Here is a 21,279-nt window from a genome sequence, read left to right on the forward strand (position 1 = left end):
CGACATCCTGTGGCTACTCATGCGGCGGGCTTCAGACCATACATCGCCAGTTGCTCGACACTGCCTTTGTGCTGGATCAGGCGCGGGTCGTTCAACGGCAGGCTCTGGCCCAGTTCGCTTTCGAGGATAGCCTGCAGTTTACTGTTGTCGACCTTGCCGTCTGCGGTAATGGCTTGGTTGAGCTTTTCCGGGGCGACCTGGGCCGAGCGGCCACCGGGCAGGTAAATAGCACCGGTGGCGAAGTCGACACCGAAGGCGATCAGGCCGGGAAGTACGTAGAACAGGATGCCGATGGCGTCCATCGCGGCAACCACAGGGTCGATCTTGCCTTCGATCTGACCGCGTCGGTCAGGGTAGAAAATCGTGCCGCAGGCCGATAGCTGGGTCAGCAGAGTGGTGATCAGAACGCCGCCAATGACGCGAGAAGGAATACGCATGGATATCTCCGGAATGAAGGCCACAACGATACAGGCAAAGAGCCGGTAGCTACAGCTAAGACCATGATAGGGCAGGCTCGGTTCGCCGTTATACTCGGCGCATTGTTTGAGGGCCACCATGATTTCGTTACCGATCGATGCCGTACTGCCAGCCTTGCGTGAAGCGCTGAACCAGCGCCATGAGGCGGTGCTGGAAGCGCCACCCGGCGCCGGCAAAACAACCCGCGTCCCCCTGGCCTTGCTCGATGAGCCGTGGCTGCAGGGGCAGAGCATTCTTATGCTGGAACCACGCCGCCTGGCCGCGCGTGCAGCAGCCGAGCGGCTGGCCAGTGAGTTGGGCGAGGCGGTCGGGCAAACGGTCGGTTACCGGATACGTCTGGACAGCAAAGTTGGTCCCAATACCCGGATCGAAGTGGTCACCGAAGGCATCCTCACCCGCCGTCTGCAGGCCGATCCGGCGCTGGAGGGCGTTGGCCTGCTGATTTTCGACGAGTTCCACGAGCGCAGCCTCGATGCCGACCTTGCCCTTGCCCTGAGTCTCAATGGCCGCGAACTGCTGCGTGATGAGCCGCCGCTCAAAATCCTGTTGATGTCGGCAACGCTTGAGGGTGAACGCCTGTCGAGTTTGCTCGGTGAGGCGCCGGTGATCAGCAGTGAAGGGCGCATGTACCCGGTCGATGTGCGCTGGGGGCGGCCGTTTCAACCGGGCGAATTCATCGAGCCGCGGGTGGTCGACACGGTCTTGCAGGCGATTGCCGATGAGTCGGGTAGTGTGCTGGTGTTTCTCCCAGGCCAAGCCGAAATTCGTCGGGTGCATCAGTCACTGCAAGACGCGCTGGGCGAGCGTCAGGACTTTCTGCTGTGCCCGTTGCACGGTGTGCTTGAGCTCAACGCCCAGCGCGCCGCTATCGATGCCGCGCCACCGGGCAAGCGCAAGGTGGTGCTGGCAACCAACATTGCCGAGACCAGCCTGACCATTGATGGCGTGCGGGTGGTGATTGATGCCGGGCTGGCGCGTGTACCGCGTTTCGATCCAGGCAGCGGCATGACCCGCCTCGATACCCAACGCATTTCGCGCGCCAGTGCCACTCAGCGTGCCGGTCGCGCCGGGCGGCTTGAACCGGGGGTGTGTTACCGACTGTGGTCCGAGACCCAGCACGAACAGATGGCCGCCTACGGCAGTGCCGAAATTCTTCAGGCCGACCTCGCCGGCCTGGCCTTGCAACTGGCGCGCTGGGGCGTTACCCCGGAGCAGTTGTGTTGGCTGGATCAACCGCCCGCCGCCGCGTATGCACAGGCGCTGGATCTGTTGCGCCGTTTGGGCGCATTCAAGGCTGGCGCTCAGGACGCGCTGACCGAGCACGGTCAGGCCATGGCCGAGCTGCCGGCGCATCCGCGTATCGCCCATCTGTTGTTGCGCGGGCAGGATCTGGGCCTGGCGGAGATGGCCTGCGATGTGGCTGCGCTGTTGGGTGAACGCGACATTCTGCGTGGCGGCGGTGCTGATCTGCACAGCCGCCTTGCCTTGCTCAGCGGTGAAACCCGCGCGAGCAAAGGCGGACAGGGTGGGGTGCAACGCGCCCGGCAACTGGCCCGACAGTACCGAGGTTACTTGCGGGGCAAAGCGCGTTCAGCCGTTGCCGACCCGCAGCACGCCCGCTGGTTGGGCGCGTTGTTGGCGCTGGCCTATCCCGACCGGGTGGCCCAGCAACGCCGTGCCGGGGGCGCCGAATACCGTCTGGCCAATGGCCGGGCGGCAATGTTTGCTGAGGCGGATGCGCTGATGAAGTGCCCGTGGCTGGTGGTTGCTGACCTGGGCAGCCGTCAGGGACAGCGCGAGGAGCGTATCTACCTGGCCGCCGAATTCGACCCTGTTTTGTTCGACGGTGTATTGGCCGAACAGGTCAATGATGTCGATCTCCTCGACTGGGATGAACGCGAAAACGTCCTGCGCGCCGAACGTCAACGCAAGGTTGGCGAGCTGGTGCTCAGCCGTGAACCCTTGACCGGGCTGGATGAGGATGCGCGCGCCAAGGCGCTGCTGGAACTGGTCAGACGCAAGGGCCTGGAGCTGTTGTCCTGGACGCCTGAGCTACGCCAATGGCAGGCACGGGTGGCGCTGTTGCGCCAATTGGACCTTCAGTCCGGTACGAGCAGCGAATGGCCGGACCTGAGTGACACGGCACTGCTGGCAAGCTTGCCAGACTGGCTTCAGTCTTACCTGGGCAAGGTCACCCGCCTGAGTCATTTCGCTCAGCTCGACTTGTCGTCGATCTTGCGCAATCTGTTGCCCTGGCCGTTGCCGCAACGCCTGGACGAATGGGCACCGGTGCACTTGAGCGTACCTTCGGGATCGAACATCCGCCTGGACTACAGTGAGCAGCCACCGGTGCTGGCAGTGCGCCTGCAGGAACTGTTCGGCCTGGCCGACACGCCACGCATCGCCCAGGGCCGTCAGGTGGTGTTACTGCACCTGTTGTCCCCGGCGCGCCGTCCGGTGCAGGTGACGCAGGACTTGGCCAACTTCTGGCGCACCACCTACGCCGAAGTGAAGAAGGATTTGAAGGGGCGTTATCCAAAGCACTATTGGCCGGACGATCCGTTGGTGGCAGAAGCGACGGCGCGGGCTAAACCGCGTGGTGCGGGTCGCTAGTGAGCGTTGCTGAGTGCTAGTGCGCTGACGTTAACCTCAGCCAACGTCAGCGCCTTTAACGGTTTTATCAGTCGACACGCTTGACCAGAAACTCATGAACGTCACCCTCGGTGACGTTCAATAGGTAGAAGGTGCCCTGATCGAAATGAGGGGTGTCTGGGATCGCCCTGACAAGATTGCCCAGGTGATCGCGCCAACGGCAAACCAGACCTTTTTCAGTCCAGTTCAGTGGCTCAAGCTTCCAGTAGTCTGTGACCTCTGACACTTCATATAGCCCCAGATAGCCGTTGCGGCTGGCCCCGAGTTTCTTCGTGGCTTTACGACCCGTGCCGGAAATATTGAAGTGCAGGCGGTTTTCAGTTTGTGAATGGAAGACGAACTCGAACAGGGGCGGTTTTTGCGTTCCGCCTGCCTGCAGCCAGTCATCTTCAGGCGTAAAGCCCCAATTGAATTTGTCACTGGATTGGCTGAGCCGCAGCGGGATTTCACGGCCCGCTTTCAGCATGTAGATTCTGCCCAGAAACGTCGAGAGTTCTTCGGCGTGCAGGGGGGCGTCCTGAGTGTCGGTCATGTGATGTCCTTCTCTGTGTATTTTCCGGATGTGCGCACAGCAGCAGTCAGCTGCAGTGCGCGCATTGTGTGTCCGGTAAATGCGCAGATGGGAGACCGAAAGGTTTCCGGATCAGCTCAGGCTTCAGGCCGCTTTTCAGCCGTCTCGCTGATCAGCATGAACAGCCGGAACATCACCACGGTGCTGAACAACTGCAGGAAGCCATTGCCACTGTCGAGGGCCAGTTCCATCAGCGGTGTTGGCTCCGGTACCAGCATCTGGCTCAAGCCGTCGATCAGCCACAGCGGGGCGAGGACGCCAAGTACGCAGGTCAGGATTCGCCAGAAATTGCCGGTGGTCATCTGGAAGCTTGCCTGCATGGCCGCCAGTGGCTTCAGGCCGCGTAGCACCAGCAGGTACTCGGCAAATGTCAGGTTGATCATTACCCAGATCCCCGGGAGGATGAACAGCGCGGCGCCAGCAATGATCAACAGCGAACTGAGCATGATCATCAGGGCGAACGATGGCCACAGACGCAGGGCCATGGCCAGCAGGTTGCGCTTGAGCGGTGTATAGCCGTTGCTGCGGGTGTCGAGATAGAGAATCAGGGCCGCGCTGTAGAGTGGGTAGAACACCAGGCTGGCCAACATGCCATAGGCCTGTGAGGCCTCTTTACCCACTTGCTGATACAGCCATTGGTTGCAGAGTGCTTCGAGCACCACCAGTGGCAAGCACAGCTGGATAATGCTCAGCAGGTGGCGGCGGAAAAAATACAGGGAGTCACGCAGAATACTGAGCGGATTCATCGGTCGATATCATTTTGAAAAAAAGCAGGGCGTAACTTTAGCCCAGCCAGCCCTTAATCTGAAGAAAGTTTCATTGCGCCTTGTGTTGAATCTGCGCCGCTGAAACCCCATTTTCGGTAGGCCTGAATTCCCCGGCTCTAGTGTGAGGTTGCCCATGAACAGTGAAGAACAAACCCTGATCGATGGCCTGTTTGGCCGGCTCAGGCAAGCCGAGGATCCGGCTGCTCCGCGTGATGCACAGGCCCAGGCACGGATTACCGAGCACCTGCAGCAACAACCGGCGGCGCCTTACTACATGGCGCAGGCGATTCTGGTTCAGGAGGCTGCGCTCAAGCGGCTGGATGAGCAGAACAAGCAACTGCAGGCCGAACTCAAACAGGCCAAGGCGCAGGTGGCAGCTACCACCTCGAATAGCAGCGGGGGGTTTCTTTCCAATATCTTCGGCAGTGGTACCCGTGACCCTCAACCGGCTCAGGCGCAAGCACCGGCCAGTACACCTGGCGCTGGCGGCTGGCGTGAGCCGGCACGCGGCTTCAACCCGAGCGCGGCCGCCGCGCAGCAAGGTTTCAATGCCGCACCTGCGCAGGCCCCGGCGCGCAGTGGTGCCAGCAGCTTCCTTGGCGGCGCCTTGCAAACGGCAGCTGGCGTCGCGGGCGGGGTGATGCTGGCGCAGGGCATCAGCAGCCTGTTCAACCATCACTCACAACCTGAAGAAGTGGTCGAGGTGATCAAGGAAGAGCCCGCACCTGCCAGCGACAGCGGCGGCTGGGGCAGCAATGATGAGCAACGCCTGACTGCCGACAACAGCGACTACGGCAACGATCAGGGCGGTTTTATGGACACTGACTACGGCAGCGACGGCGGCGGATTCTTCGACGGCGACGACAGCTTCGTCTGAGTACGCATACCCGCACCGCCTCCAGGCTGGCATACTGGGCGCCAAAATGGCCCCGGTGTGCGGTGGCCGGCAACCGCGCCACGGCGCCATGAGGAAGAACGGTGAAGAAGATCGCGGTGTTCGCCGATGTGCAGAACCTCTACTACACCGTGCGCCAGGCCTATGGTTGTCATTTCAACTATGCCGCGTTGTGGGCCGAGATCAGCCAGCGTGGGCAGATTGTCGAAGCGGTCGCCTACGCCATCGATCGCGGCGACAGCAAACAGCAGCAGTTTCAGCAGATCCTGCGTAACCTCGGATTTACCGTCAAACTCAAGCCTTACATCCAGCGCAGCGATGGCTCGGCCAAAGGTGACTGGGATGTCGGCATCACCCTGGATGTAATCGATGCAGCGGCCAGGGTCGATGAGGTGGTACTGGCTTCTGGCGACGGCGATTTCGATCTGTTGCTGGAGCGGGTCATCAGCCGTCACGGCATCGAAGCGGTGGCCTACGGTGTACCGGGCTTGACCGCCAACTCGCTGATTCGCGCCGCCAGTCGTTATGTGCCCATTGAGGGCGCGTTGTTGCTGCGCCACTAAGTTTTTCTGAGGTTCAGGTTTGGAACGTATTGCTGTTATCGACTTTGAAACCACCGGTATCTCGCCGGGTGCCAACTGCCGTGCCACCGAAGTGGCGGTGGTGATGCTTGAGCGGGGGCGTATTGTCGAGCGCTACCAGAGTTTGATGAATGCCGGTTTGCCCGTACCTTCTTTCGTGGCCAGCTTGACCGGTATCACCACCGCCATGCTGCGCAGTGCACCACCCGTTGAGCAGGTAATGAATGAAGTCGCCGAGTTCGTTGGCGATACCCCGATGCTGGCGCACAACGCCTCGTTCGACCAGAAGTTCTGGGACTACGAACTGGCGCAGATCGGCCGCAGCCGCAGCCAGCGCTTTGCCTGTTCGATGCTGTTGGCCCGGCGCCTGATGCCGGCGGCGCCCAATCACAAACTCGGCACCTTGACGCGCTGGGCTGGCCTGCCTGATACCGGTACCGCTCACCGGGCGATGGCCGATGCCGAAATGGCTGCCAACCTGGCCCAGCACCTGGCCGGGCAGTTGCGTGAACAGGGCGTCAGTGCCGTGTCTCACAACGTGTTCTGCAGCCTGCAAAAGGTGCCTGCAGCGAAGATTGCCGAGGCGCTGAAGAGCTACCGCTAGGCCTTCTTGCCGTTGTGCTCCAGGTGGCTCAACGGCACGCGGCGCTCCACCGCGCTGGAGAGAATGATCGAGGTTTTACTGAAGCCGAACTGCGCAACGCGGTTGATCAGCGCCTCCAGTTCCGGCATCGAGCCCACCGCCGCTTGCATGATCACGCAGGGATCACCGGTCACCCGATGGCACTCGGTCAGTTGTGGGATTTGCGTAAGGGCTTCGTATGCCTGCTGATTACCATGGCTAGCCAGACGCAGTTCAATCACACACCGGATGGGCAGGCCGATCTTTTCCAGGTCAACGTTGGCCTTGTAGCCGGTAATGACACCGCTGGCCTCAAGTTTGGCAACCCGCTCAGCAACGGCCGGAGCCGACAGATTGACCTTGCGCGCGAGCTCTGCAAAGGAGGCGCGGCCGTTTTCCAGCAAGGCGCTGAGGAGCATTCGATCGTACTTGTCCATGGGTTTCCTGAGGCGACTTGTTATTCGAAGGTGTATAGCCTTAAGAACCGTTCTTTCAAAAGTGTACGGCTCTTTTAAACAGGTTTTGTAACTTATGTTTGCGCGTATGGCTTTCTAAACTAACCCCCCGACCAACAAAATTCGAGCCCCCCATGCCTGCCCCTCGTCGTTTCCCCTTGGTTTTGATCGGCGCCTTCCTTGCGTTGTATTTGGTGTGGGGCTCGACTTACCTGGTCATTCGTATTGGTGTCGAGTCCTGGCCGCCGCTGCTGATGGCGGGTGTGCGCTTTGTGATTGCCGGTACGCTGCTGTATGGCTTTCTGCGCTGGCGCGGCGTGCCCGCACCGACCTGGCCGCAGTGGCGTGCCGCTGGCATTATCGGTGTGCTGTTGCTCAGCTGTGGCAATGGTGGCGTGACGCTTGCCGAGCATGCTGGCGTGGCCTCCGGAGTGGCTGCGTTGGCCGTCGCGACCGTGCCCTTGTTCACCCTGTTGTTCGGCCTGTTCTGGGGGCATCGCAACACCCGCCTGGAGTGGGCTGGGATCCTCCTTGGGCTGATCGGTATTGCCATGCTTAACCTGGGCTCGAACCTGCAGGCCAGCCCTATGGGCGCGGCACTCATCCTGTTTGCGGCAGCGTCCTGGGCGTTCGGCTCGGTGTGGAGCAAAAGCCTGCCGCTGCCTCAGGGCCCGATGGCCAGTGCCGCCGAGATGCTGGTCGGTGGCGCTGCCTTGTTGATAGGCAGCGCACTCAGCGGTGAACGCATGACCCAAATGCCCACGGCGGCGGGCTGGGGCGCGTTGGCCTACCTGGTGTTCTTTGGCTCGATCCTGGCGTTCAGCGCCTACATGTACCTGCTCAAGCATGTGCGCCCGGCGGCGGCTACCAGCTACGCCTACGTCAACCCGGCCGTGGCGGTGTTGCTGGGCATTCTGTTTGCCGGCGAGCAGATTGGCTTTGAGGAATGCGTGGCGATGGCGGTGATCATCGGTGCGGTGGTGTTGATCGGTTTGCCGCAGTGGCGCAAGCCAGCCACTGTCGCCAGCAAGCCGCAAGCGCCAGTAGAGGGCGAGCTGTGCAAGTAGCAGCGGTTTGTCAGGAAGCAGCAGGCTGAACAAGGTAAACTGCCGGCATTGCTGAACTCCCCTGACGGTACTGCTATGACATTCGCCAAACTCGGCCTGATTGAACCCTTGCTGCGCGCGCTTGAGCGCCTGGACTACAACACCCCGACGCCGGTCCAGGCCCAGGCCATTCCTGCCGTGCTGGCAGGGCGTGACCTGATGGCCGCAGCCCAGACCGGTACCGGCAAAACCGCAGGCTTCGCCCTGCCACTGTTGCAACGCCTGACCCTGGAAGGCGCCAAGGTTGCCAGCAACTCGGTGCGTGCCCTGGTGCTGGTACCGACCCGCGAACTGGCGGAACAAGTACACAGCAACATCCGCGAGTACGCCGAACACCTGCCGTTGAGCACCTATGCGGTGTACGGCGGCGTCAGCATCAACCCGCAGATGATGAAACTGCGTAAAGGCATCGACCTGCTGGTGGCCACGCCGGGGCGTCTGCTGGACCTGTTCCGCCAGAACGCGGTGAAGTTCAATCAGTTGCAGGCCTTGGTACTCGATGAAGCTGACCGCATGCTCGACCTGGGCTTTGCCGAAGAGCTGCGCGCGGTGTATGCCGCGTTGCCAGCGCGACGCCAGACCTTACTGTTCTCGGCAACCTTTTCCGACGAGATTCGCCTGCTGGCCGGGCAAACCCTGAACGATCCGCTGAGCATCGAAGTCAGCCCGCGCAACGTGACTGCCAGCACGGTCAAACAGTGGATTGTGCCGGTGGACAAGAAGCGCAAGCCGGAGTTGTTCAGCCACCTGCTGCGCAAACAACGCTGGAAGCAGGTGCTGGTGTTTGCCAAGACGCGTAACGGTGTTGATCAACTGGTCGAGCGCCTGCGTGGCCAGGGCGTGAACGCCGACGGCATTCATGGTGACAAGCCCCAGGCAACCCGCCAGCGTGCGCTGGACAGTTTCAAAGCGCGTGAGATCCAGATCCTGGTCGCCACCGACGTTGCTGCGCGGGGGTTGGATATCGACGACCTGCCATTGGTGGTCAACTTCGATTTGCCGATTGTGGCTGAAGATTACATCCACCGTATCGGCCGTACTGGGCGTGCGGGGAATACCGGTGAGGCGATCTCGCTGGTGTGCGCTGATGAAGTGCAGCTGCTTTCAGCCATTGAGATGCTGACGCGCAAAACCTTGCCGCGCCATGAAGAGCCGGACTTTATTCCGGATCACAAAGTGCCGATGACTGATGCCAGTGGGCAGGTGCTGAAGAAGCCGAAGAAACCGAAGAAGCCCAAGGAAAGCAGCAGCAAGCGCAGCCTGGGGCGCTGGATGGACAGCGCAGAGACGGCGACGGCGCCAGTGGCCAAGCCGGTGCGCAAAGTGCCGACCTTCAATACCGGGCCGCGCAAGCGTAAGCCTTGAAGTAGCTGTAGGAGCGGGCTTGCCCCGCGATCGCGGTTTGCCTGACACACCGCGATCGCGGGGCAAGCCCGCTCCTACAGGCCCGCAATCCAGTTCAGCACACCAAACCCCGCCTGGCGCCCACTGGCAAAACACGCTGTGAGCAGGTAGCCACCGGTAGGCGCTTCCCAGTCCAGCATCTCCCCGGCGCAGAACACTCCCGGCAGCGCCTTGAGCATCAAGTGTTCATCCATCGCTTCAAACGTAACGCCACCTGCGCTGCTGATCGCTTCATCCAGCGGGCGCGGGCGCACCAGCACAATCGGCAGGGCCTTGATCGCCTGGGCCAGCAAGGCCGGGTCGGCGAAGGTCTGGGCATCGGTTTGTTCGCGCAGTAACGCAGCTTTGACCCCATCCAGGCCCAGCTGGCTGTGCAGGTGTTTGGCCATCGAGCGTGAGCCGCGAGGCTTGCTCAGGGCCTTGTGAATGTTATCCACAGAACGGTTAGGCAGCAGATCGAGCAGCACCGTGGCGCTGCCCGCGCGGTTGATCGCTTCGCGGATCTGCGCCGACCAGGCATACACCAGGCTGCCTTCAAGCCCCTGTGCGGTGACGATGCATTCACCCAGGCGCGGGGTTTGCCCAGCAAGGCTCAGGGCGATGTTTTTCAGTGGGGCACCGGCGAATTTGCTCTTGAGCAGGTCACTCCAGGCGTGAACTTCGAAGCCGCTGTTGGCCGCTTGCAAGGGCGCGACCTGTACGCCTTTATCCACAAGCCAGGGCAACCACGCCGCATCAGAGCCCAGTCGTGCCCAACTGCCGCCACCCAGGGCCAACAGCGTGGCGTCAGGCGTGAGGGTCAGTTCACCCTGTGGATAAGCCAGCCGCAAGCTGCCGTCATTGTTCCAGCCAAGCCAACGGTGCCGGGTGTGGATAACTACGCCGATTTCGCGCAGGCGCTTGAGCCAGGCGCGCAGCAGCGGGGCGGCTTTCATGTCGCGGGGAAACACGCGGCCAGAGCTGCCGACAAAGGTTTCAATGCCCAGCCCGTGAATCCACTGCCGCAAGGCATCGGCGTCGAAGTGTTCCAGCAACCTGGCGATTTCACCGCTGCGCTCGGCATACCGCGAGATGAACGCAGGGTAGGCTTCGGAGTGGGTGATGTTCATGCCGCCGACCCCGGCCAGGAGGAACTTGCGTCCCACCGAAGGCATGGCGTCATACAGGTCTACCGCAACCCCGGCCTGGCCGAGCACTTCGGCGGCCATCAGCCCGGCCGGGCCGCCTCCGATAATTGCAACGTGTGGGCGGCGGGTGGAGCGGGTGTCGGTCATGGTCGGCTGCAGGCTGGAAAAAGAGCCGGCATTCTACCTCAGCAAGGCCAGCGGAAACACTGAACAAAAAATGAGCAGTTGCTTCAAGCCCAGGCCAATAAAGGGCTGCAGTGGCTTTCACGCAGGTTATCCACAGGCGGCTCCACAGTCATTGTGAGTAACCCAGTACCCGGCTGGCGCTGTGATGAAGAATACCGTGGCGGCGTGCCAGGGCCTGGCGGTCTTTGCTGTAACCACCGCCGATGACGCCAACCACCGGAATATCCCTGCCCAGGCACTGACGCAGTACCAATTCATCACGTGCCGCGACGCCCTCGTCAGTCAATTGCAGGTAGCCGAGGGCGTCGTCTTTGTGCACATCCACGCCGGCGTCGTACAGCACCAGATCCGGGCGGTACAGCGGTAACAGGTAGTTGAGGGCGTCTTCCACCACCTTCAGGTAGGCCTGATCGCCCATGCCCCGGGGCAAGGGAATGTCCCAGTCGCTGTGGGCCTTGCGCGCCGGGAAATTCTGCTCGCAATGCAACGACACGGTAATCGCATCCGGGGTGTTCTGGAGAATCCGCGCGGTACCATCGCCCTGGTGCACGTCGCAGTCGAAGATCAATACCTTGTGAACCCGCCCGGCTTCGAGCAGGTAGTGGCTGATGATTGCCAGGTCATTGAAGATGCAGAAACCGGCCGGGTGGTCGTAGTGGGCGTGGTGGGTGCCGCCCGCCAGGTGACAGGCGATGCCGTGCTGCAAGGCTTGCTCGGCCGCTAGCAAGGAGCCGCCCACCGCCCTGACGGTGCGCCGCGCCAATGCTTCGCTCCAGGGCAGACCGAGGCGGCGCTGGTCTTCGCGGGACAACTCGCCATTCATGTAGCGTTCGATGTACCCGCGATCATGCGCCAGGGCGAGAATATCGTTCGGGCAGATCTGTGGGCGCAGCAGCGCCTGGTCGGTGGTCAGGCCGCTGTCGACCAGGTGGTCGCGCAACAGGCGGAACTTGTCCATCGGAAAGCGGTGCTCGGCAGGAAATTCCGGGCTGTAGTCGTCGTGGTAAATCAGCGGCAGCGGCATGGCAGGTACTTGAACAAGATAGATCTCGATCTTGCCAGTTGCGCTCACCGTTACGCTACTTTGTAAGAGGCACGACTTTTTTACCTAAGGCACAACCATGCTCGCTTCCTGGACGTTCTGGGCGCTTCTTTCGGCGGTATTTGCCGCACTCACCGCGATTTTCGCCAAGGTCGGCATCAGCGGTATCAACTCCGATTTCGCCACTTTGTTACGCACGGTGGTGGTGTTGATCAGCCTGGCGCTGATTCTTTACGCCACCGGCCAATACCAGTCGTTGAGTTCGATTTCGCCACGCAGCTACCTGTTTCTGGTGCTCTCCGGGTTGGCCACCGGTGCGTCCTGGATTTGCTACTTCCGTGCGTTGCAATTAGGCCAGGCGTCACAGGTGGCCCCTGTGGATAAACTCAGTGTGGTGCTGGTTGCCGTGTTGGGAGTGACCTTGCTGGGTGAAAAACTCGACCTGCGTCAGTGGGCGGGCATCAGCCTGGTTACTCTGGGCGTAGTGATGCTGGCATGGCGCTGAGCGCTGTTGTTCGTGTTGCCTGTGACCGGCGCAGCGCTGGTGCTTGCAGCGCTTTGCGACCATAGAACAGCAGTGCGCTGAGCCAACTGGACAGCCACACGAAGATGCCGGCCCAGAAGGTATGAGACATATAGTGCCAGCCCTGCAGTACCCGCGTGGTGCCGTAGATCAAGCCAATCAACAGGATGGCAACCAGCAGCTTGCGGGCGTGCTGCCAGCGATGGCGTCTGGCCACAAAGTACAAGGCCAACAGGGTAAAGCCGTTGGAAGCATGGCCGCCCGGCCAGCAACGACCGTCCCCTGCCTTGTTGAACCAACTGAAGTTCTCGAACCACTCGACACGCAAGTGCTCACCGCCGTAGAGCGTGGTTTCGACCGGGCAGTACACACTGGTGTGGCTTTTCAGGTAGTGAATTACCGTGGTACTCAGGGCAAAGGCCACTACTACGAAAAAAAAGTCGCGCCGATACCGAGTGGTGAAGCGCAGCAGTGGGGCGATGCGCGACTTTTCCAGGAACAGGTTGTTGGCCAGCGTCGGGCGCTTGGCCAGCAGTGGCCAAAGGCAAGACAGCAATGCGCCGATGATGGCGGCTTCACCGGTCCAGTTCGGCAGGATCCGCGGCCACTTGTGGGTAACTTTTTCAAACCATTGGTTATGCAACAGAGGAAACTGGCCGGTGGCAGGATCGAGCAGCAGGTTGCTGATCATCCTGTCCAGATGGGTGAGGTCAAAGAGCATGAACACAACCATGGCCAGTACCAGTGGAACGCCAAGATTGAGCAGGTAGTAGGCTTTGCGTGTGCCGGCTTGCATGCTTATGTCCTTGTGCTGACCAGCAGTTTTTGCCATTCGTTGGCGTTCATCTGGCCGAGAATTCTCGGTTTGCCGTTAGCGGCGACAGAGATAAACAGCGCACTGGCATAGTCGCTTGAGCGCAAGCCACCGGGCACCTTCAGTTGGCGCTCCATATGGTCGATACAACCGCTGTGGGTCACCAGCACCAGATTGTGCTGCGGCGATTTGTGCGCCAGGGCGGTGTCGGCGAAGTCCTTGTCGCACGCTTTCACCCAGTCTTCGCTGCTGATGGCTTTGCCGAAGATAAAGTGTGCGGTCTGGCGGGTCCTCACCTCGGGGCTGCTCAGCACCTCGGTGCCTTGCATGCCCAGTTGCTGCAAGCCGTTGCCAACGCCTTTCGCCGCTTCGCTTCCGGCCACCGTGATCCCGCTCGGGTCGTTGAGACAGGCGTCGTTCGACCGATCACAGCGCTCGGCGTGACGGATCAGCACGATTACTGCGCCTTTGGACCACTCACGGTACACACCACTGTTGTGCATTTGATTGTCACTGCCCAAGTCCACAATTTGAGTTCTCGTTGAAGCCCAAGTGGTGAGGATGGCTAATGCGAACACGACGCACAGGCCAAGCAACATCGTTTTGAACGAGAGCAAACGTCGTCGCTTGGCTGGGGACAGGACAGGGTTCTTGGTTGCGCTCGGCAACATGCTGCTACTCCATAACGCGGAATCGAATCGAGCACCCATGACAGAGGCGGGGGCTACGAGCGTGGCAGCACTTTAGGCGGCTGCACGTGGAGAGCAGGTGAAGTGGATGTGAAAAAAGTCTGCCCGGCATAACCGCGAGCGGGCCCTACCGTGGGCTGTCTGCGAAGAACAATTGAACGCAGCTTGGTATGCGCTGTCAGAGCGATGGCTTGTATTGATGAATAGTGCACAAGTTAACTTGTAACTAGATATATGTAACTGAATATATGTAACTTAATGTGCGCTGCGAAATAATATGTTACTCCGCGTAAATTATGTAAATACACTTCATCTGATAATTGCTCGTAAATAGTATTGCGCATCATTTTCTGATGGTGACATTACTAATGGCATATAAGGCTGAAACAACACGTCGTTCAGAATCAGGTCATCTCTACACTGCGCTGGGTCTGGCGGTGGCTTCCTGGTCTTCGGCAAGTATTGCGGACACTTCCAATACGTCCGCTAGCAAGCCGGGAACAGCATTGGAACTGGATGCAACTGCGATCACCGGTAAACATCACGAAACATTTAAAGTCGATGAAATGTCATCGCCGAAGTTCACCGCGCCGCTGCTTGAAACCCCTAAGTCGATCACCATCATTAATGAAGCGTTGATCAAAGAGCGTAGTTTCAAGTCGCTGACTGATGTGTTGCGTACCACCCCAGGTATCACCCTGGGCGCTGGCGAGGGTGGCACACCGCTGGGCGATCGCCCGTTCATTCGTGGCTTCGAATCCAGTACCGACCTGCAGATCGACGGCGTGCGTGACCTCGGCCGGATGTCCCATGAAGCGTTCAACGTCGAATCGGTCGAGATCGTCAAAGGCCCGGGCTCTGCCTACAGCGGCCGGGGGTCGACTGGTGGCACCATCAACCTGGTGAGCAAGTCGGCGAAGATGGAAGACTCCATCGGCGGCAGTATCACCATGGGTACTGACCAGCTGTGGCGCGAGACCATTGATATCAACCAGTACCTGCCCGACCAGGACATTGCCTTCCGCCTGAACGCGATGAAGCACGAGGCCGATACACCAGGCCGTGATGATGTCGAGGTCAAGCGCTGGGGTATCGCCCCAACCATCACCTGGGGGCTGCAAGGGCCGACCCGCGTGACGGCCAGCTACTATCACTATGAAACCGATGACATTCCGGATCAGGGCCACCCGATTTCCCTGATTACCAATAAGCCAGCCGATGTTGACCGTGACAACTTCTACGGTTTGGTCGATCGTGATTTCCAGAAAACCTCTGCTGATCTGGCTACGTTGATGGTCGAGCATGACTTTAGTGATGAACTGAAGTTGCGCAACACCTTGCGCGGTGGTCGTAGTATGCAGAACTACGTGATGAGCCGGCCGGTGTTTGCCAACGTCGCGCAGGAACAGAACGGGCAGGTTGGCCGCGGTTTCCGCCAGCGCAATGTGGTTAACACTTCGGTGATCAACCAGACCGACCTGTTTGGCAGTTTCCACACCGGTAACATCAAGCACACCTATGCCACAGGTGTGGAAGTTAGCCGCGAGACCATTACCGACAAAAACAAGCATGCCGGTAATAACGGTCGCCCCGCAGACTTGGAGAATCCCAACCCTCACGATGGCGGTTGGACGCTGCGACCGGGTACAGGCGAAGTCAGCAGCAAGAACCAGACTGAAGTCAAATCGCTGTATGCCTTTGACACCCTGGGCTTGCATGAACAGTGGGACCTGAACCTGGGCATCCGTTACGACGACTATGAAGTGAAGGACCGAGTTCCTGGCGGCGCCGAGTCGTCCAGCGAGCTGTGGAACTATCAGCTCGGCGTGGTCTTCAAGCCACTGCCTAACGGCAGCATTTACCTGGCTTACGGCACCTCTTCCAACCCGTCGGGTGAGAACACCCAGTCGGGCGGTGCCGATGGTGCCGGTGCCGGTAACCTCAATGGCAACAAAGCCAACCTTGATCCGGAAAAAGCGCGCAGCGTAGAACTGGGTACCAAGTGGGATGTGTTCAACGAGCAGTTGTCGTTGACCGCCGCGATCTTCCGCACCGAGAAGACCAACGCGCGGGTGACCGACCCAACCACCGGCCTGGTGGCGCTCGATGGCGACCAGAAAGTCACCGGTGTCGAACTGGGCGCCACTGGCCGTATTACCGACGTCTGGGCGGTCTGGGCCGGTTACACCTACCTCGATGCCGAGGTGGTCAAATCGGGTGGTGACGGCAGCAACGACGGCAACCAGTCCAAGTTCATCGCGCCCAACAGCTTCAGCCTGTGGAGCTCCTACGACCTCACCGATCGCTGGACGGTCGGCGCTGGCGCCAACTACATGGATGAGCGCTACATGAACGACGCCAACACCGTCACCATCGATGACTACTGGCGCTACGATGCGATGGTTGGCTACAAGGTCAACAAGAACCTCGACCTGCAACTCAACGTGCTCAACCTGACCGACGAAACCATCTACGATGCGTCCCATGTCGGGCTGTTTGCCACCGTTGCACCAGGTCGCTCTGCCGAGCTGACGGCAAACTTCAAGTTCTGATCGACCCCGCCCCTCCAGAGCCTCGACAGCCAACGCTGCCGAGGCTTTGTCTATGAATAGTGTCTGATAGCCAGCTTTCTTGTGCTTGCCTACGCTGTAAACTGCAGGTGATGTGCTCAGGAGCTGGCAATGACCCCGATACTTGAATTGGAAAGTGCACGTCTGGTGCTGCGCCAATGGCAGGACGACGACCTCAGCGAGTTCGCAGCCATGTGTGCCGACCCCCAGGTCATGCGCTATTTTCCCGCCCCGTTGACGCGCCTTGAAAGCGCGGCCCTGATCGGCCGCATCCGTGGCCATTTCAACGAATACGGTTTTGGTTTGTGGGCGTTGGAACGCAAAGACTCTGGCGCGTTCATCGGCATGACCGGGCTTCTCAACGTCAACTTCGATGCCGACTTCACGCCCGCAGTGGAAATTGGCTGGCGCCTGGCACGGCGTCATTGGGGGCTGGGTTTTGCCAGCGAAGCGGCGTGGACCAGCCTGCGCTGCGCTTTTGCCCAGTTGGGCCTGGAGCAGGTGGTGTCGTTTACCACTGAAAGTAACTTGCCTTCGCAGAAAGTCATGCAGGCTATTGGTATGCAGCAGGATGTGGACGCAAGCTTCCTGCATCCGAAACTGCCCGCCGATCACCCGTTGCGCGCTCATGTGTTGTACCGCATCAACCGCGAACAGTGGCAGCAGACCCTGCGTGGCTGAATTGCACGGCATACAGGTGAGCTATGACAAACCCTGTATCATTCGTTGCAGTTGCGCATTGCTTTGGAGAATCTTGAATGAGCCACGTGTTGGACGATCTGGTCGATTTGTTGAGTCTGGAAGCCATTGAGGAAAACCTGTTCCGCGGACGCAGCCAGGACCTCGGCTTTCGTCAGCTGTACGGTGGCCAGGTGCTGGGCCAGTCGCTGTCGGCCGCCAGCCAGACAGTCGAAGAAGCACGTCATGTGCATTCCTTGCACGGCTACTTCCTGCGCCCGGGCGACGCCTCGATGCCGGTGGTCTATTCGGTTGACCGCGTTCGTGATGGCGGCAGCTTCAGTACCCGGCGGGTGACGGCGATCCAGAAGGGCCAGCCGATCTTTACCTGCAGCGCCTCGTTCCAGTACGACGAGGAGGGTTTTCAACACCAGACCCAGATGCCCGCCGTGGTGGGCCCGGAAAACCTGCCTTCGGAAGTCGAGTTGTTCCAACGCATGGCTGACCGTCTGCCAGAAAGCATCCGCGACAAGATGCTCTGCGCCAAGCCGATCGAGATGCGCCCGGTGACCGCTGAAGATCCGTTCAATCCGCAACCGGATGAGCCGGTGAAGTACATCTGGTTCCGTGCCGATGGCACCCTGCCGGACGTACCTGCGCTGCACAAATACATGCTCGCCTACGCCTCGGACTTTGGCCTGCTGACCACCTCGCTGCTGCCGCACAGCAAGTCGGTGTGGCAGAAGGACATGCAGATTGCCAGCCTCGACCATGCGCTGTGGTTCCACGGCAACCTGCGGGCTGACGAGTGGCTGCTGTACGCCATGGACAGCCCGTGGGCCGGCAATGCCCGTGGTTTCTCCCGGGGCAACATCTTCAATCAGGCCGGGCAACTGGTGGCATCGTCCTGTCAGGAAGGGCTGATTCGTCATCGCAAGGATTGGGCATGAGCCTTAGCGCGATCCGTCACTGGGTGTTCGACATGGACGGCACCCTGACCGTGGCGGTGCATGACTTTGCCGCCATTCGCGAGGCGCTGGAGATTCCGCCGGCAGATGACATCCTCACCCATTTGGCGGCGTTGCCTGCGGCTGAAGCTGCGGCCAAGCATGCCTGGTTGCTGGAGCACGAACGTGACCTGGCGATCGGCTCGCAGGCTGCGGTGGGTGCGGTGGAGCTGGTGCGAACGCTGGTCGGGCGCGGTTGCCAGTTGGGCATCCTGACCCGCAATGCCCGCGAACTGGCGCACGTGACGCTGGAGGCCATTGGCCTGGCGGACTGCTTTGCCGAGCAGTATGTACTGGGGCGTGACGAAGCGCCGCCCAAGCCGCATCCCGGTGGCTTGTTGAAACTGGCTGATGAATGGGGGGTGGCGCCTGCCGAGATGGTCATGGTGGGCGACTATCGCTTTGACCTGGATTGCGGTCGCGCGGCGGGGGCCCGCACCATCCTCGTCAACCTGCCAGACAACCCCTGGCCGGAGCTGACCGACTGGCATGCGGCCGATTGCCGGGCATTGCAGGCGTTACTGCAGGGCTAAAAGCAATCGCGGGGTAGGAGCGGGCTTGCCCCGCGATTGCGGTAAACCTGACACACCGCTATCGCGGGGCAAGCCCGCTCCTACAGGTCAGACTTTAGAAATCCCAACGTGTGGTCAGCATCAGGTTGCGCGGCTCGCCGTAGTAAGTGGTGTCGAAGTTGCCCAAGCCGCTCAGGTAGCGCTTGTCGAATACGTTGTTGGCGTTAACGGTGAAGCTCAGGTGCTCGTCGTACTGATAACGGCTCATCAGGTCGACCAAGGTGTAGCCGCCTTGTTTGATGTAGGTGTAGTCGTTCACCGCACCGCTGTAGATCTTGCCGTAGAACGCACTCTGCCAGTTAACACCACCACCGACGGTAACCTTGTCCAGCATCCCAGGTAGGCGGTAGGTGGTGAACACACGCACCAGGTGCTCCGGTTTGCTGGTACTCATCGGGAAACCGTACATGCGTTGCTCGTCGGCATCCCGCGTGCGGGCATAGGTGTAGCCGGCCGACAGGTTCCAGCCTTCTTGCAGTTCACCGGCGATTTCCAGCTCCACGCCCTTGGTGGTGGCGCCGCTGGTGGCTTTGTAGATGCCTTCGTTGGTGATCGGGTTGGTGCCGATCGATTCGGCGACGTTATCTTGCTCAATGCGGAACACCGCCAGGCTGGCATTGAGCTTGCCGTCGAAGTAAGCCGCTTTCAGACCGGCTTCGTAGCTGTCGCCTTCAACCGGGTCGAGGGTGACGCCGTTGCTGTCCTTGTTGCTTTGTGGCTGGTAGATCGAGGTGTAGCTGGTGTACACCGAATAGGTGTCGTTTAGGTCATAGACCACACCGGCGTAAGGCGTCACGACACCATGCTCTTTGTAGCTGGCCGAGTTGTCCTGGAAGTTCGGGTTCAGGCCGTCGTAGTCGTAGTTATCGTGGTACTTGAAGGTGCTGACCCGGGTGCCGAGAATCACCGAGAGCTCGTCGGTGGGGCGCAGGCGGGTGGCGATGTAGGCACCGTTCTGGCTTTTCTTCTGCTCGTATTTGCCGTTCTTCGGGAAGTCCGGCACGCCGATGTGGCCGTCCCAGTCGAAGATGCTGCCGGGCACCAGACCAAACTCGCTGGTGTCCCAGGTGCTGCCTGTCTGGCGGGAGTGCGCGGTGCTGTAGCCGACGACCAGGTCATGCTGACGGCCAAACAGGCTGAACGGGCCAGAGAGGTTCAGGTCGGCAGTGTTCTGCACCCGATGACCTTCCCAACGCCCCCAGTAGAAAAACATACCGTTGCCGTCGCGGTCCGGGCTGCCGCCACTGGCGGAGGCCAAACGGGTGTCGTGGTCGCTTTGCAATTGGTTGACGCTGAACTTCAGTGACCAGTCGTTGGCCAGGGCTTGTTCAAGCGAGGCGAAGTAGGTGCGGTTCTGGAAATCGCGACGGCTCCAGTCGGCCCCCGGGTTGAATGAACGGGAAAAATCCGTGCGACCGCCGTCGGTGAAATACACCGGGTTGCCGGTCCAGGAGGTACCACGCGGGGTGGTGTTCTGCTGGTCGATGCCAACCGTGAGCAAGGTGTCGGGGGTGATATCGGCTTCGAGAATGCCGTAGTACACCTCTTTCTTCTGCTGGTAATGATCCTGGTAGCCCTTTTTGTCCTGCTGCGCGCTGACAAAGCGCCCGCGCAGGGTACCGCTGCTGTTGAGCGGGCCGGAGACGTCGGCTTCACCACGGTAGTTGTCCCAGCTGCCAGCACTGCCGCTCAACGAGGCCTGGAACTGGGCGGTGGGCTTCTTGCGGATCAGGTTGACCGTTGCAGAAGGGTCACCGGAGCCGGTCATCAGGCCGGTCGCGCCCTTGAGCACTTCAACGCGATCATAGATCGCCATGTCGACGTGGGCAGTACCTTCGCCATAGACCCCGTCATAAATGGTGTTGACCCCGTCGTACTGGTAGTTGGTGATCACCAGGCCACGGCTGGAGAATTCGGTGCGGTCGCTGTCGTAGGTCTGTGCTGATACGCCGGGGGTGTCGCGCAGCACGTCGGAGATGCTCTGCGCGCCCTGGTCGTCCATCAATTGCCGGGTGACCACGGTGATTGATTGCGGCGTTTCCCGAATCGACAGTGGCAACTTGGTTGCAGTGCGTGACGCTGCAGTGGTGTAGGAACCGGTGTTTTCTGTGGTTTCGCCGAGCAGTTGGCCGTTGATGCTGGTTGCGCCAAGCTCCAGGGCGCCGCTGTTGTCAGCCTCGACCAACACATAACCGCCGTTGCTCTGACGTTGCGCCTGCAGCCCGCTGCCCTGAAGCAGACGCGCCAGGCCTTCTTCCACTGAGTAGTTGCCCTGCAAACCGACCGATTGCTTGCCCTGAGTCTGACGGGCATCGAACGACAAGGTGATGTTGGCGCGCGTTGCAAACAGACTCAGATTAGTGCCCAGTGCACCCGGTGCAATCTGGAAACTCTTGCTGGCGCTTTGTGCCATGGCGTGAGTCGGCAGCATCGCCAACATTGGCAGTGGCGCCAGGGTCAGGCCGAACAATGCCAGGTGAACGGCGCGAACCAGGGGGCGGGGGCAAGAGCGGGTCATGCAGGTTTTCCTTCGATTGGCTG

20 protein-coding genes are annotated in these 21,279 nt (G+C 60.4%); 11 read left to right on the forward strand and 9 right to left on the reverse strand.

Going from position 1 to position 21,279, the window contains the following annotated elements:
- Positions 1-17: 17 nt before the first annotated feature.
- Entirely contained in the window at positions 18-437 is a 420-nt protein-coding gene (locus ACVWSC_RS03610; RefSeq protein ID WP_442112080.1) for a polyribonucleotide nucleotidyltransferase, read from the reverse strand.
- A 118-nt stretch (positions 438-555) separates the two neighbouring features.
- On the opposite strand from ACVWSC_RS03610, the gene hrpB reads away from it, so the two are divergent.
- Complete coding sequence (gene hrpB, locus ACVWSC_RS03615) at positions 556-3,090, forward strand: ATP-dependent helicase HrpB (RefSeq protein ID WP_442112081.1); 2,535 nt, start codon at positions 556-558, stop codon at positions 3,088-3,090.
- A gap of 67 nt (positions 3,091-3,157) precedes the next feature.
- Here the strand turns inward: hrpB and ACVWSC_RS03620 are convergent, their stop codons facing one another.
- Together ACVWSC_RS03620 and ACVWSC_RS03625 are read right to left on the reverse strand one after the other, a co-directional pair.
- Entirely contained in the window at positions 3,158-3,661 is a 504-nt protein-coding gene (locus ACVWSC_RS03620; protein WP_442112082.1) for a hypothetical protein, read from the reverse strand.
- Between the two features lie 116 nt (positions 3,662-3,777).
- Positions 3,778-4,446, reverse strand: a complete 669-nt coding sequence (locus ACVWSC_RS03625; protein ID WP_442112083.1) for a YciC family protein — start codon at positions 4,444-4,446, stop codon at positions 3,778-3,780.
- Between the two features lie 154 nt (positions 4,447-4,600).
- Here ACVWSC_RS03625 and ACVWSC_RS03630 point away from each other — a divergent pair, with 154 nt between their 5' ends.
- The 3 genes from ACVWSC_RS03630 (at position 4,601) to ACVWSC_RS03640 (ending at position 6,547) form a co-directional block, all read left to right on the forward strand.
- On the forward strand, positions 4,601-5,344 hold the full coding sequence (locus ACVWSC_RS03630) for a DUF2076 domain-containing protein (protein ID WP_442112084.1): 744 nt from the start codon (positions 4,601-4,603) through the stop codon (positions 5,342-5,344).
- Between the two features lie 101 nt (positions 5,345-5,445).
- A complete protein-coding gene (locus ACVWSC_RS03635; protein ID WP_442112085.1) occupies positions 5,446-5,925 on the forward strand; it encodes a LabA-like NYN domain-containing protein in 480 nt (159 codons plus the stop codon).
- Between the two features lie 19 nt (positions 5,926-5,944).
- Complete coding sequence (locus ACVWSC_RS03640) at positions 5,945-6,547, forward strand: 3'-5' exonuclease (protein ID WP_442112086.1); 603 nt, start codon at positions 5,945-5,947, stop codon at positions 6,545-6,547.
- Here ACVWSC_RS03640 and ACVWSC_RS03645 read toward each other — a convergent pair.
- Positions 6,544-7,002, reverse strand: a complete 459-nt coding sequence (locus ACVWSC_RS03645) for an Lrp/AsnC family transcriptional regulator (RefSeq protein ID WP_442112087.1) — start codon at positions 7,000-7,002, stop codon at positions 6,544-6,546. The genes ACVWSC_RS03640 and ACVWSC_RS03645 overlap by 4 nt on opposite strands.
- 152 nt (positions 7,003-7,154) lie before the next feature.
- Here ACVWSC_RS03645 and yedA point away from each other — a divergent pair, with 152 nt between their 5' ends.
- Positions 7,155-8,087, forward strand: a complete 933-nt coding sequence (yedA, locus tag ACVWSC_RS03650; protein WP_442112088.1) for a drug/metabolite exporter YedA — start codon at positions 7,155-7,157, stop codon at positions 8,085-8,087.
- 75 nt (positions 8,088-8,162) lie between these two features.
- Complete coding sequence (locus ACVWSC_RS03655) at positions 8,163-9,491, forward strand: RNA helicase RhlE1 (protein WP_442112089.1); 1,329 nt, start codon at positions 8,163-8,165, stop codon at positions 9,489-9,491.
- A gap of 74 nt (positions 9,492-9,565) precedes the next feature.
- On the opposite strand, the gene ACVWSC_RS03660 is transcribed toward ACVWSC_RS03655, so the two are convergent.
- Together ACVWSC_RS03660 and ACVWSC_RS03665 are read right to left on the reverse strand one after the other, a co-directional pair.
- Positions 9,566-10,804, reverse strand: a complete 1,239-nt coding sequence (locus ACVWSC_RS03660; protein ID WP_442112090.1) for a TIGR03862 family flavoprotein — start codon at positions 10,802-10,804, stop codon at positions 9,566-9,568.
- A 148-nt stretch (positions 10,805-10,952) separates the two neighbouring features.
- Positions 10,953-11,867: a histone deacetylase family protein gene (locus ACVWSC_RS03665; RefSeq protein ID WP_442114251.1), complete on the reverse strand. Its 915-nt coding sequence runs from the start codon at positions 11,865-11,867 to the stop codon at positions 10,953-10,955.
- A 97-nt stretch (positions 11,868-11,964) separates the two neighbouring features.
- On the opposite strand from ACVWSC_RS03665, the gene ACVWSC_RS03670 reads away from it, so the two are divergent.
- On the forward strand, positions 11,965-12,390 hold the full coding sequence (locus ACVWSC_RS03670) for an EamA family transporter (RefSeq protein WP_442112091.1): 426 nt from the start codon (positions 11,965-11,967) through the stop codon (positions 12,388-12,390).
- On the opposite strand, the gene ACVWSC_RS03675 is transcribed toward ACVWSC_RS03670, so the two are convergent.
- On the reverse strand, positions 12,356-13,204 hold the full coding sequence (locus ACVWSC_RS03675; RefSeq protein ID WP_442112092.1) for a phosphatase PAP2 family protein: 849 nt from the start codon (positions 13,202-13,204) through the stop codon (positions 12,356-12,358). The genes ACVWSC_RS03670 and ACVWSC_RS03675 overlap by 35 nt on opposite strands.
- Positions 13,205-13,206: 2 nt before the next feature.
- The gene (gene pmrG, locus ACVWSC_RS03680; protein ID WP_442112093.1) at positions 13,207-13,893 is read right to left on the reverse strand and encodes a lipopolysaccharide core heptose(II)-phosphate phosphatase PmrG; all 687 of its coding nucleotides are present in this window, start codon (positions 13,891-13,893) and stop codon (positions 13,207-13,209) included.
- 386 nt (positions 13,894-14,279) lie between these two features.
- Here pmrG and ACVWSC_RS03685 point away from each other — a divergent pair, with 386 nt between their 5' ends.
- From ACVWSC_RS03685 to ACVWSC_RS03700, 4 genes are all read left to right on the forward strand, one after another.
- Positions 14,280-16,463, forward strand: coding sequence for a TonB-dependent receptor (locus ACVWSC_RS03685; RefSeq protein ID WP_442112094.1), 2,184 nt, complete (start codon positions 14,280-14,282; stop codon positions 16,461-16,463).
- 129 nt (positions 16,464-16,592) lie between these two features.
- Entirely contained in the window at positions 16,593-17,162 is a 570-nt protein-coding gene (locus ACVWSC_RS03690) for a GNAT family N-acetyltransferase (protein ID WP_442112095.1), read from the forward strand.
- Between the two features lie 77 nt (positions 17,163-17,239).
- On the forward strand, positions 17,240-18,109 hold the full coding sequence (gene tesB / locus ACVWSC_RS03695; RefSeq protein WP_442112096.1) for an acyl-CoA thioesterase II: 870 nt from the start codon (positions 17,240-17,242) through the stop codon (positions 18,107-18,109).
- Positions 18,106-18,699 carry an HAD family hydrolase gene (locus tag ACVWSC_RS03700; RefSeq protein ID WP_442112097.1) on the forward strand — a complete coding sequence of 198 codons (594 nt, stop codon included), beginning with the start codon at positions 18,106-18,108 and terminating at the stop codon, positions 18,697-18,699. The genes tesB and ACVWSC_RS03700 overlap by 4 nt, the downstream gene beginning before the upstream one ends.
- Before the next feature lie 94 nt (positions 18,700-18,793).
- Here ACVWSC_RS03700 and ACVWSC_RS03705 read toward each other — a convergent pair whose 3' ends face one another.
- Positions 18,794-21,256, reverse strand: a complete 2,463-nt coding sequence (locus ACVWSC_RS03705; RefSeq protein WP_442112098.1) for a TonB-dependent siderophore receptor — start codon at positions 21,254-21,256, stop codon at positions 18,794-18,796.
- Positions 21,257-21,279: the final 23 nt, after the last annotated feature.

Source organism: Pseudomonas sp. NUPR-002 (assembly GCF_056322725.1).